General features: G+C 44.2%; 8 protein-coding genes. 1 reads left to right on the top strand and 7 read right to left on the bottom strand.

The annotated features are described in order from the left end of the window. Positions 1-27: 27 nt before the first annotated feature. The 6 genes from KUA49_RS15055 to KUA49_RS15030 all read right to left on the bottom strand — a co-directional run bounded on the left by KUA49_RS15055 (position 28) and on the right by KUA49_RS15030 (position 14,523). Entirely contained in the window at positions 28-1,836 is a 1,809-nt protein-coding gene (locus tag KUA49_RS15055) for a hypothetical protein (protein WP_218413312.1), read from the bottom strand. A 33-nt stretch (positions 1,837-1,869) separates the two neighbouring features. Continuing rightward, positions 1,870-3,606, bottom strand: a complete 1,737-nt coding sequence (locus KUA49_RS15050) for a DUF5108 domain-containing protein (protein ID WP_218413313.1) — start codon at positions 3,604-3,606, stop codon at positions 1,870-1,872. A gap of 30 nt (positions 3,607-3,636) precedes the next feature. Continuing rightward, complete coding sequence (locus KUA49_RS15045; protein ID WP_218413314.1) at positions 3,637-5,154, bottom strand: RagB/SusD family nutrient uptake outer membrane protein; 1,518 nt, start codon at positions 5,152-5,154, stop codon at positions 3,637-3,639. A 12-nt stretch (positions 5,155-5,166) separates the two neighbouring features. Further along, a complete protein-coding gene (locus KUA49_RS15040; RefSeq protein ID WP_256624909.1) occupies positions 5,167-8,436 on the bottom strand; it encodes a SusC/RagA family TonB-linked outer membrane protein in 3,270 nt (1,089 codons plus the stop codon). 9 nt (positions 8,437-8,445) lie between these two features. Further along, positions 8,446-10,788, bottom strand: coding sequence for a fasciclin (locus tag KUA49_RS15035; RefSeq protein WP_218413315.1), 2,343 nt, complete (start codon positions 10,786-10,788; stop codon positions 8,446-8,448). Between the two features lie 240 nt (positions 10,789-11,028). Next, positions 11,029-14,523 carry a fibronectin type III domain-containing protein gene (locus KUA49_RS15030; protein WP_218413316.1) on the bottom strand — a complete coding sequence of 1,165 codons (3,495 nt, stop codon included), beginning with the start codon at positions 14,521-14,523 and terminating at the stop codon, positions 11,029-11,031. 141 nt (positions 14,524-14,664) lie between these two features. Here KUA49_RS15030 and KUA49_RS15025 point away from each other — a divergent pair, with 141 nt between their 5' ends. After that, a complete protein-coding gene (locus KUA49_RS15025; protein ID WP_153093847.1) occupies positions 14,665-15,888 on the top strand; it encodes a transposase in 1,224 nt (407 codons plus the stop codon). 96 nt (positions 15,889-15,984) lie between these two features. Here the strand turns inward: KUA49_RS15025 and KUA49_RS15020 are convergent, their stop codons facing one another. Continuing rightward, a complete protein-coding gene (locus tag KUA49_RS15020) occupies positions 15,985-18,075 on the bottom strand; it encodes a hypothetical protein (protein WP_218413444.1) in 2,091 nt (696 codons plus the stop codon). Between the last annotated feature and the right edge of the window lie 20 nt (positions 18,076-18,095).

The following is an 18,095-nucleotide window of genomic DNA, read 5'->3' as shown; positions in this document are numbered from 1 at the left end:
TATCTATTTTTTCGTAAACAGTCTATACTAGTAGTTGTCTTTGGTTGGACGCAAGCACCAGTGGTTGAATACCATCGTGGTGTTGCCATTCCAAGTAGGACTAGCAATTTCTATCGTGATTTCCACAGGAGAACCATCGCCCTTTACATCTGGGATTTCCAACTCGCTGATAACTGTACCACCATCCGTATCGTAGTTTCCAGCTTTCTTGTTGGTAGAAAGATTCTCTGCAGAAGGATCATAACCTTCGATGAAATTTCCCGGGTTACGGTCGTAGTGGAATGTTGTGGTTGAACCCAAGGTGATTGGGTCGGAAACTGCCACGACATCGGTACTTCCCTTGACACGAACCTTGAAGGTGATTTCCATGTTCTGATTCTGCTTAGAACCAAAACTCAGGGTGTATTTGCCCGGTGGTATCAGGAATGGCTTGATTCCCGTCACCGTCAGGTTGCTCTTCAGCCAGTCTTTCTTCACCATTTCCATACGAGTAGGATAAGTCTCGAAGATACGCTTACATGGCGTGAATACCAACTGCCAGTCGCCTGAGGCATCATCACCCACGGTCAAGTCCAAGGTTCGGCACTCATGCTTTGGCCATACGCCCTGCAAAGGAGTCCATGCGGCAACCGCAGTGGTACAAGCCTTAAACTGCATGTTCAACATCTGGAAGAAACTCTCCTTCTGTTCGGCACTACAGAACTCATAAATGCTAAAGTCTTCCTTGAGACGCCAAATCAAGACGTTGTTAGGAATATGGAGTCTGGTCACCTGGTAAGCAATTCCATTAGACAATTCGATAGGAGTAGGATTGATTTGCTGAACCGAAGTCTTCCAATACTTAGAGAAGATACTGGTCAACATATCGTTCTCCTCATCCTTACTCTGCAAAGTCTCTGGTGTAAGCTTCTTATCGAAGAAGGCAGCATCCATGATCCAATGGCGCATCGTATATTCGAAATTATACTGACGCTCGGCATTCCACTCATCCCACAAGCCCCATTTCTGCAAACGGACCTTGGCATCTGCTATCGCCTCTTCTACCACGGCATTACTTGTCAGAAGCAAGGTAGCGGTAAGAGACTCAGAACTCAAATCGAAGTTCTTCTCCAGGAAGTGAGTGTTCTTGTAAATAAACACAGAGTCATAAACCGTATTACCCTCGTCGTTCACACCGATAGGCTTGCTGTTCTTCTTATCGAATTCCTTCGTTCCACTAGCCAGGATGCTATCTCTCAAGATAGAATAGTTATCATCCAGATTCGTGATATAATCATAGATTGACTTCGGAATGTTCAACAGAGAAGAAAGAACATAGATGTAGCCCGAGTTGGTTTTCACCACCTTCTTGACAGCAGAAGTACCAAACATAATGTGTCCGGCTATCTTTCCCTCGTTGCGGGCGGCATCATCCAAATCTACATTGATGTATTTACCATGCCACATCATGATGCGCATGTTGTTACCTTCGGTCTTCAAGTTGGCGGGAGAAACAGCTATATCGCTGACATGAGCCTTGACGGCATTATCGATTTCAGACTCCTTGCCAGTGGGTGCCTGAAAGTCGCTGTTTTCTACCACAAGCATGGTGCTCAATTGGTTTTTCTGCTCCAATGTGGTAAAAATGCCGTGGCTCTTGAACAATTCATTGATGGATGAGTATTCTGGCTCCTTGGAAAGATACTCCTCACTACTCATATCCACAACCACCAGTTCATCAGAGTTCACTGTGGTCTCGATATTCTTGAAGTAATCCTTGTCTGACAGTTCAGAGCAAGCCCCCAAAAGCATCACAGCCGAGAAAGCCAACAAATAGATAAACTTATTGCGTTTCATTTTTCCTATTCTTTTAAGTTATTATCTTTCATCTTAGTCGTTCACCGGCACGAATGTGATGGTGTCAAACTGCAATGAGAAGTTCTTATTGGTAGAGGCAGCTCCATCCTTCACCTTGAACGAGAAGGTATGAGAAGATGTGCTATCAAACTCTATCTCATCATAAAGCACAGTAGTATAAACACCTGGAAGTACTACGTTTGAAGAAGATTTCACCAAGGTGTAAGGAGCCACATAGTTGCGATCCTTACCATCGAAGGTTACTTCTAAGGTTCCACCAGAGCCATCAGTCTTCTGACGCATAAAGTTGTGGCTGGTTGTATAAACCACATCCAACAACACCTTATACTTTCCTCTTACCAAGGTAGGAGTCTGCATGCTTGCCGTACCGGTATTTCCAAGGTTGAACACAATGCAATCGTTGTTGTTAGCCTGCTTGGCACCATACTCAATCGCCTTGTCGGCTGGCTTCAATGTTGTATAATAGCAAATTGGAGCAAAGGTGGTATTCTTGGTCTCTGTCTCGCTATGAGTGAAGCAAGATGCCCGACTCAGGGAAACCAACTGCTGCTTGGTGCTTGCAACTTCAGGCTGATACTCTACAGAGGCATCTTCAACAAGGCTCTTGATTTCATTGTCGTCAGCCAGGTCCCATACTACCATCTGCGGGGCTGGTTCCCAAACAGGCATCCAGCTATCCACCTGGTGCAGGTAACCATTCAAGGCAAGTACATTCGATTCATTCTCTACGAAATGAACAGGAGTGCCGCTCGCAGTATTGATGGCATAACGCTCAGCAGCTGCCGTCTTGGTGGTATCGGTGGTCAGGGTAAATACAAGGTTACTGGCACCTGTTGACCACAATCGACTGGTATTGTCACCTTGAACGGTACCCATGGCATCCAGGGTATTCTTACTATTAATAATGTGGTAGCCCACATAAGCACGGAGTAAGGAATCGGCAGAAACCATGGCATCAGTATTCATTTCAGCCAACTTCTGCTTCAACTGTTCCAAAGATGCTATGTTTGCCTTCGCAAAGGTGGCATCATTCACCGCCAGCACACTATAGTTGCGATTGACCGTAGTCTCAACTCCCTCTACCATCATGGTATCAGTCACAGTATTGAGAATCTTATCCCAGCCAGTCTCCTTTACGGCTTGATTCAAGATACTATATTCTCTATTGCCGGAAATTCTATCTGCCAGCGTCTCTACCAATGGTGTCAAGGCAGAAGAAAGCACATAAATCTTACCATTAGAAGCAGGAAGCCCCATTTCTATCACCTGTGCCTGACTATTACTGTTCGACAAGATAGCCTGACCAGAATGTTCTTCATCAATCTTTATATTGATCTTATCCTTGGTCAAGCTGGTGATACTGGTCTTATTGACAAACTGATCTGCCTGGATAGAATCTTTCACCGTATGATAAAGCACGAAACTTCTAGCATACTCCTTACCGGCATCAGCCACCTTGGAGCCCAATGCAGCCTCAAACTTATTCATTGCCTCGTCGGTAGGAGCAAAGACCGTGAAACTAACTCCATCCGATGACTGATTGAGCGCATTATAGAGTCCGGAAACATTCAAGACATTCACAAACTCTCCAAATCGCCCATCCTTCTCCAAAGTATTAGAGATAGGCGAATTCTCATCCGACTTAAAGGTAGAACCTTGGGCAGGATCAGAGCCTATGTCGAAAACAGAAGAATCGCAGGAAGCCAACATCAGCATCGCTGCCAAGCCTAAAAAATATATCTTTTTCATTTTCTTTTCTGATTAATTGTTCCTACCAGATTACTTACTATAATAAGGATTCTGAACCAGCAACTGGTTATGCTCAATGTCTTTCTGTGGCAATGGGATATACCAGGCATAATTGTCGATGAGTGAAGATTTAATCCATTCTGCCTTGGTTGTCTGATTACCCTCGCAGATATACTCTATGGCCTTATTCTTGTACTTATGGTTATCTATACGAGCCAGCCATAGCAAATCATACCAGCGTTTCGCCTCTCCAAAGAACTCCATCTCCTTCTGGTTTAGGATTTCTTCCAAAGTATTTTCCTCACCGTAAGATTCCTTCTCGGCATCTGTGATAACAGGCAAGGAAGCACGCTCACGAATCTGGTTTACCAGGTCGATAGCCTCAGAGACATGACCTGTCATCACTTCTGCCTGGGCCTTCATCAAGATGATTTCTGCCACACGGTAGAGAATAAAGTTGGCATCCTGATGGAGACGGACACCACCTTCGATGTCTGCCACATCATTGCCGTAATACTTCCAGAGATACTTGGTTCCATTCACCGTAGCGTAGGTGGCCAAATTCATTCTGCCAGTTCGTTCACCAGGATTCATCACCTTAGCCACTTCCTCGTCCATCTTAGCAATGGCATCCGTAGTGAAATTCAAGCCACTATTGGACATCGGGAAAAGACTGAGAGAGAAATTATTGCTCTCTTTTGCCAACTCGTAGTTCCAGTTCAGCTCGAAGATGCTCTCATTGGAGTTACCCGGATAGAAGATGGTGTACCAATCCTGCGTATTCTTCAAGAATCGAGGATAAAATTGTTCGCCACTCTTGTTTGCATTGAGAATCATATCACAATACTTCTTGCAGGTATCATAATCCTCACTCCACAAACTCACGTCAGCCATCAAGGCATAAAGAGCCCACTTGGTAACACGTCCCTTGGTCTCCCAATCATTCTCATAGGTTGACTTGGCAGAGTTAGTAGCCAAAGCCGTTTCCACATCGGCCTTGATCTGCTTCACAATATCTTCCTCGCTATCCTTGGCTGCATTCGTATCTTGCGAATCGTCGGTATATGGATTGAGGACAAGCGGTACCTCCTTGAAGTTCTTCACCAAGATGAGATAGCAATAGGCACGCTGGAAATACGCTTCGCAAAGGTGAGCGTTCATAACAGCATCATAATAGGTGTTATCAGAAGCCTGAACCTTTGGTGCATTCTTAATCACAGAGTTGGCAAAGTTGATAATCTTATAAAGAGTGCCATAGTCGCACAAAGAATTATCAGGAGTCATCAGGAAATCCTGCAACTTGGTCTCCTTGCTATCATTTGAGAACATTGCACCACCTCGCAGTTCACCCCACTTGATGAGGCTTGGAACTGCCTGGCGCATCTGGTAATAACCTGAGTTAATGACAGCCTCCACTTCCTCCTTTGACTTCCAATACTCCGTTGATACTTGTTCATTCTTTGGCAATACATCCAACCAGTCGGTACAGGAAGTAAACGAAAGCGATACCGTAGCCGCCAACAGTAATATATTAATTGTCTTCTTCATTGTTTAATTCACTTAAAAGTTGAGATTGATATTGAACACATAACGCTTAGAGACTGGTGTGGTTGCATTATCCCTCACCAAACTCTTGGCTGATGGCATGCCCACCTCAGGCTCCTGACCGGAATAACTGGTAAAGGTAAAGAGATCGTAACCTGTAGCGTAAATCTTACAAGCAGAAATACCCCATCCCAACTTACTCAAGAACTTCTTTGGTACATTGTAGCAAAGAGTCAAAGTCTTCAAGCGAACATAAGTAGCATCCTCAACGAAACGATCGGAACCCAAATAGTTGTAACCCATACCATAGAGAGCACGAGGAATATCTGTCTGGTCACCTTCCGAGCGCCAACGGTTCAACACCGCAGTTGACTGGTTGTCCTTTCCATACATATTCTCCAGGTTCATACGAGCGCTGTTGATTACCTTCTGTCCAAGACGGCCATAGAAGACAGTGGTCAAGGAAAGATCCTTCCACTTCAGCATGAATCCACCACCGAAAATCAGCTTAGGATTGGCATTACCCAAGTAAACGATATCCTTTTCGTTGATGACACCATCTTTATTGACATCCTCATACTTGGCATCACCAGGATAAACCAAAGTACTACCATTGCGCATAGTGATAGGCTTGCCATTTACATCATACATCACGTTGCCCGCAGCATCCTTGGCATAGGTTTCGTTGGTATTCTGATATACGCCCTTGTAACGATAACCATAGAAAGCGCCAATTGGCTGTCCCTCTACGATTCTCATGGCATAGTTACCATTGCCGAAGGTATATTTCTCCTGAGTATAGTTGGCAGGCAACACCTCCACCTTATTTATATTACGTGAGGCATTGGCATTCACTCTCAACGACCATGGACCTCGCTTGATGACATCATAGTCGAAACGAGCCTCAAAACCCTTATTGCTCAAAGAACCTGAGTTCATCCAAGATAACTTGGCATAACCAGTGGTACTTGAAATTTCCACATTTCTAGACAACAAGTCGGTGGTCTTCTTATCATAATAATCCAAGGTTACGTTCAATCTGTTGAAGAATCGGAAATCAAAACCCAAGTCCCACTCACGAGTTGACTCCCACTTCAATTTATCCAACTGCATGCGAGAAGGATAAATGGCAGGATTGGTTACGTATGTACCCATGCTCTGGAACGCACCATAGTAATCAGAAGCACCGCTAGGAGATTTACCCGTCCAAGCCAAACTGGCGCGAACCTTTGCCTCATTCACCACCTTGTGGAAGCCATCAGACCAAAAATGCTCTCTATCGATATTCCAAGCCAATCCGCAACTAGGATAAGTAGCAAAACGATTGTTTCTACCCATAGATGAGTTACCCTCGTAATTGATGGTTCCATTCAATACATAACGGCTATCATAGTTATACACTACCTGTCCTGTAAGAGTAACCGTGCGTCGCTCATTGGAAGCAGAGTTAGCTCCTGCCACCGCACTACCAATCACAGGGTCTGAAAGATTTGCCGAAGCATTTCCATAAGTAGAATTAGAAGTACTTGTACTTTCAGACTGGTAGGTACGAAATACACCTGTAGCAGTCAAGCCATGCTTCTCGCCAAACACCTTATTATATAAGAGTTTCCATTCCGACTGCAACGAGTAAGCATCCGAAGTTGCATCAGTAGCCTGATTGGCATAGATACTATTCATCAAGACACCCGTAGCAGCCTGTGGCAAGAACTTATTGTTCTTCTGAGTCTTCATATACAAAGACACCCATCCTCTGAAGCGAAGATCAAACGGAAAGTCATATTCCATCGTAACCGTCATCTTCTCATCACGGACATTGGTCTTATTAAAGCCCAACTCTGCCATAGCCACAGGATTAAAATGATTACCCTTGCTACCACTCATAGAGAACGACCCTTCGTAGGAAGAGTTCAAAGAGAAGTACTGGTCGGTAGGCAAACCTGTTGTTGGGTCTATCCAATAAGGAGACTTGTTAGGCATGGAAGATTGTGCCATTGAGCGAACATTCTCCAACACATTCGCATCCTTCTTGGTATTAACAAAAGAGAAATCGGTATGCACGCGCAAACGGTCGGAGAAATTGTAAGTCACTCTCAACTGTGATGTCAAACGAGTAAGTCCCGTTCCCTTTGTTGTTCCTTCCTCATTCAAGTAGCCCAAGGAGAAACGATATCTGGCCTTTTCACCACCACCCGACATGTCGAAGTTGTTATCAGAAGTCAGGGCATGCTGCTTTACAGCATCAAGCCAATCAGTATCCTGATTATACTCGTTGTAATACTGATAATTAGGATTGTAATTGATAGGGTCTGCATTGAACAGCATATCCATCTCGGCAGAAGCATTAGACAAGCCCTTGGCATTGGCAGCATTCCAAAGCGCATCCTGCATCATGGCTGTATATTGACGACCATTCAGCAAAGGAATGGAAGAAGGCTCCTGCTTGATAGTCCACTTAGAAGAGAAGTTGAAGCGAGTCTTACCCATCGCACCCTTCTTGGTATTGATGAGAAGCACACCATTGGAACCCTTGGAACCATAGATGGCTGTTGCTGCACCATCCTTGAGCACATCGATGCTCTCGATATTAGATGGAGCAATATTCAACAAGGCACCAAAGTCTTCTGAATTAGCTGTAGCAAAATCGAAGTCATCGCTGATATTGGCATCGTATGGTACACCATCAACTACAATCAACGGATTGGCATCGCCTGTCAATGTATTGGTACCACGAATCTGCATGGTATTCTTGGCACCAGGATCACCACCCATGGTGATATCAAGACCAGAAATCTGACCCTGCAAGGCATCCTCTATAGAGGTTACCGGAGAAGCATCAACGATATCAGCCAAATTGATAGACTGTACTGAAGAAGTACGTTCCATCTTTGTGATACCCATATTATCACGTCGGTTCGCAGTGACGGTTACCTCTCCCAATTCGGTCTTGGTATCATCCTTCAACTGGAAATCCGCCTTTGTCTGTCCTGTATATTTCACCTTGATGGTTTTCATACCGATGAAAGATACCTGTAAGCTAAGATTCTTGGCATCGGCAGGTACCTGAAGGCTATAGTTACCATCCATATCAGTAGTCACACCCTTGACATATCGGTTTTGGGTATTTACCAACACCACATTGGCACCAATGATAGGTTCATTGAACTTAGCATCGGTTACATTACCCGTAATAACCTGTTGAGCAGCTGCGCCGATAACACAAGCCACCCACATGATGGTCAAGCATGCAAGCCTCATTACGTTATTAGTCTTTATCTTTTCCATATTGATTGTTTATTTCAATAATCCGTCAATAAAATGAATACATCCGTCGTTGAATGCAAATGGGAAGTAAGAGTACTTGGAATCTACAGGTGCTACCTCATCGGAACCTACCAACTTCACACTCAGAGAACTTCCGCCATCAATGATTTCCAACTTCGTGGTCAAGGACTTGGTAATGAATTGTCCCTTGCAACTTGATCCCAAGAATGGATAGTCTGTAAAGACATTCTCTTCGCTTGAGACGAAGTAGTCGGTTACCCAAGCCTGCAGCTGAGCCTTTTCGGTGGCAGTCAACTTTGCCGTAGCCTTATAGTTACCATTGGCATCAAAGAGTTTCTTGTAACCAGGAACCTTTTGATAGTTCTTGCTTATCGCCTCGTTGGTTGGCACAAAAACAATTTGTCTGCCATCGGTGACATAAGCATCATCAGAAGGGAATGCCAACGTTGTACCCGATACAAGACCAGCCTTATTGAGCAGCTGCGCAAAGAGATAGTACTCAAAGTTGGCATCATTGCAAACAGCCAGGGCATGCTTCACACCATCGCCAGACTGACGCTTAAAGATAGACTTAGCATCATAAGCGTATGCCTTTCCGTTGCTCCAAGAGTTACCAGCGTTGGTTATCTCATGGAAAGCAACAAATGGTTCTTCCGTATTACTTGGATTGAGCAGCTGATTGAAGTTGGCATTGTTGGTTATCTTACCATCCTTCACAAACCAATAGTTGAAAGGTGCATAGGTATCTACCACCTGCAATCCTTCTGTCTTCAACTCCTTCACCTGATCAGAGATGTGCATATTTACCAAATTCAGTTTGGCATTGTCTCCCATCTGCACGAAGGCACCGGCATCAGAGCTATACTCCTGCAATTCCTTGCCACTGGTAGTGGTATAAAGACGCATCTGCGGATCGGCAGTTTCAAACTGCGCATTAGATGGAATCAAGGAAACAAACTGAGAGTTGTCGGCTGCGAAAGACGAAGTCAAGCCCGAACCATCCAAGGTATAGAGATAACAATTGTAGTTCACATCCTTGAAGGCTGGTGCCACCACCGAAGAGAAGATAGCCGGGGCTGTCATTTCGTCCATTCCATAGAGGAAACCATTAGTGCAAACCTTTCTTCTACTCTGATGAATGTTTGCCGGATCAAAGTTCACTGTAGTACCAAAGATGGTTTTTACCTTTCCCTCTTTAATTTCCGTAGGCATCACCGGGAACTTACTGTCTGCAAACATCTGCATCACGAAATATCGCTTAATCAACGGATCCAAACTATTGATGTCGCCATATCCCTGTTCCGGAGTCCAGAATGTCTTGAAGAATTGGGTCAGAGCCTGGTTGGTTGGCGCAAAGATACTATATCCTTGTGACTCCAGGTAGTAAGTTTGCATATAAGCCTTATCGCTTCCTGCAAAGGTCCACTCGTATGCGATATTTGGCAAGCTGCCATGAGAACGCAAATAAGCCGTATAACCCAAAGTCTGATTGGTTTCCTTCAGAGCCTCTGTATAAGTTTCATAAGAATTATAGAGGTTGAAGAACTCAGAATAGTCTGCATTGTTCTTCAATTCATCATAAATGGTATTCACGGGTTCGATAACCTGATCCACATGATACAGATAGCCATTATCTGTGATGACATTATTCTCATCATTAACAGCAGCATTGGCAATGTTGAAGCCATCACCTGCATGAGCCTCACCATACCATTGGGTATTTGGATAGAAATAATGATAATCAGCGGCAGCATCTGCGATTCCCTTGGTTTCAAAATACTTGGTAGAGAATACCGGCAGATATCTTTCATAATGATACACGCTGATATCCTTGGCAGAACCATCAATGGTAGCAGAAACCTGCTCGATGGCATCCTGGCTATGGGTGCGATGCTTGTAAAAAAGTCCTGCATTCAATTTCTTGTCTGCCTCAGTAGCAGCATCACCATCGTTAGGACGGAAGTTTACCATCTTATCCCAGTCGAAGGCATAATACATCAGGTGCATACCAATCAAATTCTTTACAAATTGAGGATTTGCCTGGTACATCTCATCGATAGAACCATAACCTTTCTCTGTTAAATACTTACCAAATGCTTCATCATCCGGCGCAGCAACTGTCACAATACTCTTACCAGCAACAACACCATCATTGCCGGTCAAGTCAATTCCGTGTAAAAAAATGCTGTAGTTACCTTCCTTCTGAAGAACCTCATAGGCATTTCCCTTCAACCAACTTGGTACTTTATAGTGATCATTATCTTCCAACTTATCACTACAAGAGAAGAAAAGGCAAGGCGTGAGTAAAAACATTCCGCCCAACACGCATTTTTGCCAATAAATCTTATTCATAAATTAGTCTTTAGATTCCAATTGTTTGTTAAGCAGCTTCATATTCTGGCTAGGCTTCTTTATAAGAACAATAGTGCTGCATAAAAACTATCGTTCAGAGGCTTATACGATGGCAAAGTTACTCATTTTTTTAGAAAGAAATGAATAACCTGGAAACAAATCGCACCTCAGTGTACAATATTAGTGGAAATGTACGATTTGAGTACATTTCCACCAGTTTGTTACCTCAGAAGCCTTTGATTATCTTACTATTTTACGAGTAAGCACTTCGCCATTCTTGGTTGTAATACGATACATAAAAGTACCTTTACCTACCGCTGCTATTTTCTTACCCGACATATCGAAGCATTCTATCTTCTTGATATCTTTGCCAGCCAAGACATCTTTGATAGATGTGGGATTGCCAACAACCTTCACCACACCTTCCTTGGCAAGTTTTGATAAATCCCAAGTCTGACCATCGCCAGGAGTTTCAGGAATCATCTGCACTTTGCCATTCACCTTTACTCCGGCAGAGAAAACAGGAATCGTCTCACCATCCACGAAGAACAAAGCATCAGCTTCATCTCCTATCTGAATCACGGCTTCATCTTCCAGCGTCACCGAACCGGCACTGATTGTATTATAAGAAGAACCATCTGCCAGAAGACTTACGACACCTCCGGTTCTCACCTCCAGGTTTCCCTTCAAGGTCAATCTCGAACCATTGGCACCTTCCTCTACATCGCCAGCCTGGAGTTTACCTCCTTCATAAATTCTTACAAGACCCGCAATACTTCCCTTACCAGAAAGGATGGCATCTTTCATGACGTTCACGGCGCCTGTGCCACTATTCGTTCCATTAACTATAAGGTTACCTTTCAAAACATTGGTAATTCCCTTATAATCGTTGTTACCCGTCAAGCGCCAGTAACCAGTACCAGTCTTCGTAATAGAAACAGTTCCCTGGTAACCACTTCCACCCGCAGCCCAGTTGTTAATCTTGCCAGCAAAAGTCTCGTTGGTATTTGCCGAACCCACCGTCCAAGTACAAGTGAAGCCCTTGGTCTTCTTGCTCGAACCACTGAGATAAGTTTTCGAAGAACCCGACAAACCGCCAATCTTCAGATTCGAGTTGGTTTCCCATGAAGCCAAGCGGGTATTACCCGTTGCCTCAACCACTGCATTCGGCATCGTAACACTGCCACTGTTGAACAAGAGCAACGAGCCGTCTTTCTCAGAAGATACACCATTCGCAATCAGGCGCCCCGTAAACTCAGTATAGTTGCCCTGAAGATACTCACGCAGATAAGGAATGTTCAACTGCAAGTTGCCGGAACCCGTTATCTTGTTCTTCAGGTAGCAGAGGCGGTTAGGCGAGAACTGGGAGGTAGTACCTTCCTTCACCTCAATAGGGAAAGAATAGGTTTCATAACCATTCGACTCTCCCTTGGTCTTGAGTTCTCCACCAGCCATCACGAGCTTAGAAGATGAACCGATACCCGCCTTGGATATATCTGTTGTTGCTAGATTAAGCTTGCCACCACGAAGAATGGTTGCTCCTTTATAACCAAAGAACTTATTGGTTCCGATGGTAACCTGACCATCACCACTAAAGGCCAAATCGCCATCACCCTCGAACACACCGTTCATGGTAACAGTCGCATCCCCTTTGGCTATGTTCAGTTCCGTTTCACTCTTAACCTGTGCAGCTCTATCTGTAGAGGTTGTGCCACCTGTATATAAATAGGTACCACCATCGAAAATCCAACTTTGAGCAAAGTTGGCACTTGCCCCTATCGCACTAGGTTCACTTCCATTCGTCAGAGAATTAAACTCCAAGATGCCTTCATGAAGAACCGTCGGACCAGTATAACTATTCAATGTATTCAAAGCCAACGTGCCTTCGCCTCCCTTATTGACAGAAGCCTCACCACTAATGGTTCCTGCTCCATCAACAGATACTCTGCCATTGCCTTTCACAACTACAACGGCAGGCGAAACAATCTCACTCAAATTCACCTTAACGTCACCAGCGGCATCAAAAAGCACATTCTTGCCATTAACAAAGGCGTCCTGTCCCTTATTCCAACTCTTACTCTTCAAATCCCAATCGGTAGCAGACGGATTCCAGGTCAAGTCTGGCAGATAGGAATCAATATCAACCATACCCGTCTCTACAGGACGAGTTGCCATGGTGAGTTCTGGAGAATATTCAGAATACTTGCCGGCATCAGCAAAAGCTCTTACTCTTACCATGTAAGCTACACCTGGTTCCAAGCCCTCGATGGTACAAGAAGTACTATTGGCAGCTGTGCGGGCCACTTCCTTCCACAGAATCTCATCTTTCTTAGTTATTTCAACGCAGAATCCATCTTCTGCATAGGTATAATCACGCCATTTCAACTTAATGCAAGAACTGGTAGAAGAAACGAATTCTACGCACATTGGCATACGGAGAAAATAGTCGTGGTCGGCAACGGAGATACTATTAATATAATTTTCTATATTGGCATAACCATTAGCTGCAATCACCAAGGCATCATCCTTATTTGGGTTGGTACCATTCGCCTTTTCCCAAGCATCAGGCATACCATCGCCATCGCTATCTATCTTCTTGTTTCCGCCCCAAACCCTCCATTTGTCAGGCGTACCATATGGAAGATTTTCCTCATTTGCCAATAACTCTCCTTGCTTGCCCAAAGAGTTCACCTCATCCACCATATAACAGTCGCAGTAATCACGATAAGGCAAAGAAGCACCCACTATCGGAAGAAGATTCTCCAACAATGTATTTCCTGCCCACTTAGGCATCTCAGGATAATCATAACGGATTGACTGGCGTACGCCAGCAGCATAGTTGGTTACTTCCTTTGGTTCAAACTTGCCATCCATATTGCTATCTTGCCAATTGTCCTCTCCATAGAAGTTGAAGGCACCCTCGCCAGCGCCACCAGAGAAGGCATTGCCACCATTGGCAGGACCATTAATGAAAAGATTTCCTTCTATGTTCACAAAGGAATCTCCCTTGGAGTCTCCACCCATAATATAGCATCCATTCTTCCAGTTATACACTATGTTATTCACATACTGGTTGATGCCTTTTATCTTATTGTTACGAGTAGCATTGTCGATATACAGGTTACGATAAAGGGAAATATAATCTGACTGCATCAAACCACCAGCACTATGAGGCATCAGTCCCTGTCCCATGATACAGTTGGAGATGGTGATGTAATCAGGATGTTTTCCCTTATTATCAGGATTGATAGAGAAAGTCTCATCTAATCCCCAAGAGAAGGAGCAATGGTCAAAAATCATGTTCTGACCGTTGGCAATACCAGCCGCATCCTTACCCGAGCTACCTTTATGACCCATGCGAAAACGCATGTGGCGCACAATGATATTGTCTGCTCCAGAGAAGGAAACACCATTGCCATAGACTGTGATACCTTCACCTGGTGCCGTCTGTCCCGCAATATACAAATTATTTTTGAATACCAAACGGTCTTTGATATTGATGACACCAGCTACATCAAAGACGATGAAACGGTTTGGCTGACTGATTGCATCGCGCAAAGAGCCAGAACCAGAGTCGTTCAGGTTGGTGACATGATAAACTGCTCCACCTTGACGCGCTCCTGTTGCAAAACGTCCCCAGCCCTGAGCATCAGGAAAGGCCAATTGCTGTGCTTGTGCAGCCAGGCAGCCTCCAGCCAACAAGGCTGAAAACAATATTTTATCTGTTCTATTCATCAATACTGCGTTAAATTAATATTTAATCGTCTGTAAATCAATAACTTATATTAAGAAATGCTTATGAAAACTTAACTATAGAAAGTTGGTCAAGTCGCTGATTTTCAGTAACTTTGCAAATCACGACAAACGCAAAATTATATGAATACAGGACTTGACCAATATATGGATATCTTTAAAGATGCAGTTGAAGATTCGGCTGCAAAGTTAACAAAAAGTTTCGAGAAAATACTCATCGAGGTGATAATTTTGTTCATGGTAATACCAAGAAAGATAAATTTCACCCAAATGGGGAGGTATGGCTCGCATGTTGAGCAAACCTATCGCAACGCATTCGGCTTAAAAAAGTCGAAAAGCATTGACTGGCTCAAACTTAATGTCTCACTTGCCAAGCGCTTCTTTGGTAAACAGGGAAGATGGGCTATTGCCATTGATCCCAGCTACATCAGCAAAGCTGGCAAGAAGACTCCACATATCGGTCGTTTTTGGTCGGGATGTGCACAGTCTGTTAAACATGGTCTCGAAATCATGGGTATTGGCCTCATTGATATTGATGCCAAAGACTGCATGATGTTAAAAGCACACCAGTCGCTAAGTAATAAAGAACTGAGTCTTAGAAACAAGACTATGGTAGATTTCTATATCAGCGTCATTAAGCGTTACCGCAAGGAACTTCTTAAACTCTCAACCCTCATAGTTGCAGATGCTTACTTCTCTACAAGTACATTTGTTAATGGGATAAAGAAAGAAGGGTTCTCTTTGATAAGCCGCTTTCGTGACAATGCTTGTCTCTTTTATGTCTATGCTGGTCCACGTACTGGAAAACGTGGTCGCCCCAAGACCAAGGATGGCAAGATTGATATGAAGAATCTTGACCTCACTCGAATGGAGAAGATGGAGATGAAAGATATAGAAGGAACAGCTTATACTTTGATAGCCTATTCCAAGGCACTCAGGTGTAAAGTTAGACTTGTCATCTGGCAGATGCCGAATGGCAAGAAGAAACTATTCTTCTCTACAGACACCTCACTTTCGGGTGAAGAAGTACTTCTTTATTATAGAACCAGGTTCCAGATCGAATTTTGCTTTCGTGACGCCAAAGGCTATACTGGTCTTATGGACTGCCAGGCTCGCGATAAGTGGAAACTCGATTTTGCTTTCAATGCTTCGTTCACATCACTAAATGTTGCCAAGGTAACTATGAAGGAGATGGGAATGGAATATTCTATGTCTTCATTCAAGTCACTGATGACCAATATTTATCTGGTGAAACGAATTTTTAAAGCAAGCGGGTACACCCCGAACCGAACTTTAATTAGCAAGATTTTCAAAGATCTCTCGTGCTTACAGCGTATAGCTGCTTAGCACATTATTGAATTATTAACGAACTATTGATTCATAGGTTCTTGTGTTAATTATTCATTCGTTGAAATTCAATACTGATTCTTCCCAGATTGCGCATCATGGCAAAGGTTTCAAGCCTTCCCACTTCACATTCCAGTTGCCATCTTGCGGGAAGCCTGGATTAGGATGAATGCTACCATCCCAACCAGCACACATCATGGCTACCGCCATCAAGAGTCCACCATTGCCAGGAAGATAAAGACGAAGTCTGCCATCTTGGTAATTATGTCCACTTACCAGATAAGTATTCTTCTGCTGTTTCATCAACAGAGCACCCACGGCATTCTCGGGTTCACCCATGCGGGCGGCCCCCATTGCCATCATCGGATAATCCCATCCCCAGGAGGTATTCCACTTCCAGTTCTTCCAAATCCACTGCTCTGTCTTCTTCATCTTGGCGAAGTCTATCATCCTACTGTTGTAAGGGAACAAGCCGATGGCACCCATCACTGCAGGATGATCGCTGAACATTCGTTCCTTGGTATAGGTATCAGGTTCTGTCTCTGCTGCGAGATACAGACTATCCTTGGATGCCAAAGGAGAAATCTTGGCTAGGATATCATCCCAACGGGGTTCACGAGTTTTTCCCAGACGAACACGCCAATCTTGAGCTATCTTCAAGGCGCAATGCCATTGACTCAACTCAAACGGCGGATTTACCGTAGTTGCAGCAGGCAAGGTTTCTTGAGCAGCGATACAACCTCGCAGAATATAGCGATCGTGCTCTTGATCATATTCTGCAAAGTCACCCATAAATTCCGCGGTTTCATCGACCAATCTAGCATACTTCTGCAAGATAGCAGGAGAAGGATTAGCACGATAAAGTAATTCCGCCAGATAAATCAGGTGTGGCTGTTGCCAGATTAGGAAACTTCCCACACTAGAAGGAGCCTCTCCTGCATCTGGATCGGTCATCTTCATCCAGCGTACTCCCTTGAATCCCTGTCGTTCTGCTATCTTTCGGGCATTTGGTTCTGCCTTGAAATACCAAGACAAAGAACGTTCCAACAGTTCCGGATGCCCCCACAATGCAAACTGTGCCTGATGCCAGAGAATCATCTCTAAATGGAACTTGCCAAACCATGAATTATAGGTAAGTCCTGTTTCTTGAGGAGGAGTTTCTCCTGCATCCTGGATAGCCAAAAGATATTGACTCAGCACCACCCGTCGCTCCATTTCCTTGGCACGAGCATCCTTACACTGTCCAAAATCTACCATCGCACCTTTCTGCCAGTAATGGTTCCAGTAATCCTTGGCTGCATCCGCCACTTCACCGAAAGTTTTACGAGCAGAAGATGCTTGCTCGGCATACTCGCAAGTCAACTTCAGGTCGGCAGACTTCGCCTGCAACTGATAGAAGTTCTTTCCCTTTTGCTTGAGTTTTGCAGAACCCTCCCATCTCAACATCACAAAATAGACGGTTTCATCGATGATTCTCTTCAAAACTGCCGAATTTTTATCCTGCGCTACGAGCATTGTGGAATGAAGATTATCTTTATTCCAATCGCAAGCATCGTCAGCATGACCGCCTGTTGGATAAGCAAAGCGGATATCTACGGCGATGTTTCCCTTAGACTGCACATGAGTGGCAATCATATCAAGCGTTGGGTCACAAGCCGTCTCCACCCGGTATGCTTTACCTTTATATATAAAGCTACTCCGAATCATACCATCCCACATATCCAAGGTCTGATTCACCTGCTTGATGTCTTTTGGATTAGAACCAAGCGACAGACCCAGTGTACCCAGATGAAGGCGATGAGGATTCACACGAAACCAATTACCAGCAGTCTTCTTTCGCTGGTCATCCTTAATCTGAGTAGCATAAGGCTCTTTTCGCCCACGTCCGAAATCATAATCACGCCAACTTTCTTCCGGCTTGTAATTCTCAGGATTAGCAAAAGAATGCCATCCCCAATCACTCATTGTTCCAAGAGGTACACCCTTGGAATATGACTTAGGAAAAGACTGTAAGCCTGTTCCATCCACAGTCATTGCAAACCCGCCATTGCCTACAGACAAAGAATTCAGCGAATCCATCGACTCAACATGAGGGTTGTTTCTCTCTATCACTAGCTTTCTGTTGATGTTCTGAGCTGTCAAGCTCAAGGAGAACAGCAGAAGTACACTTAATAACGTTTTCTTCATTTTCCGGTTTTTAAGTTTAT

It is taken from the genome of Segatella copri (genome assembly GCF_019249655.2).
Taxonomy (GTDB): Bacteria; Bacteroidota; Bacteroidia; order Bacteroidales; family Bacteroidaceae; genus Prevotella.
Note: the sequence above shows the minus strand (reverse complement) of the source record. Positions and strands in the feature narration are given on the sequence as shown.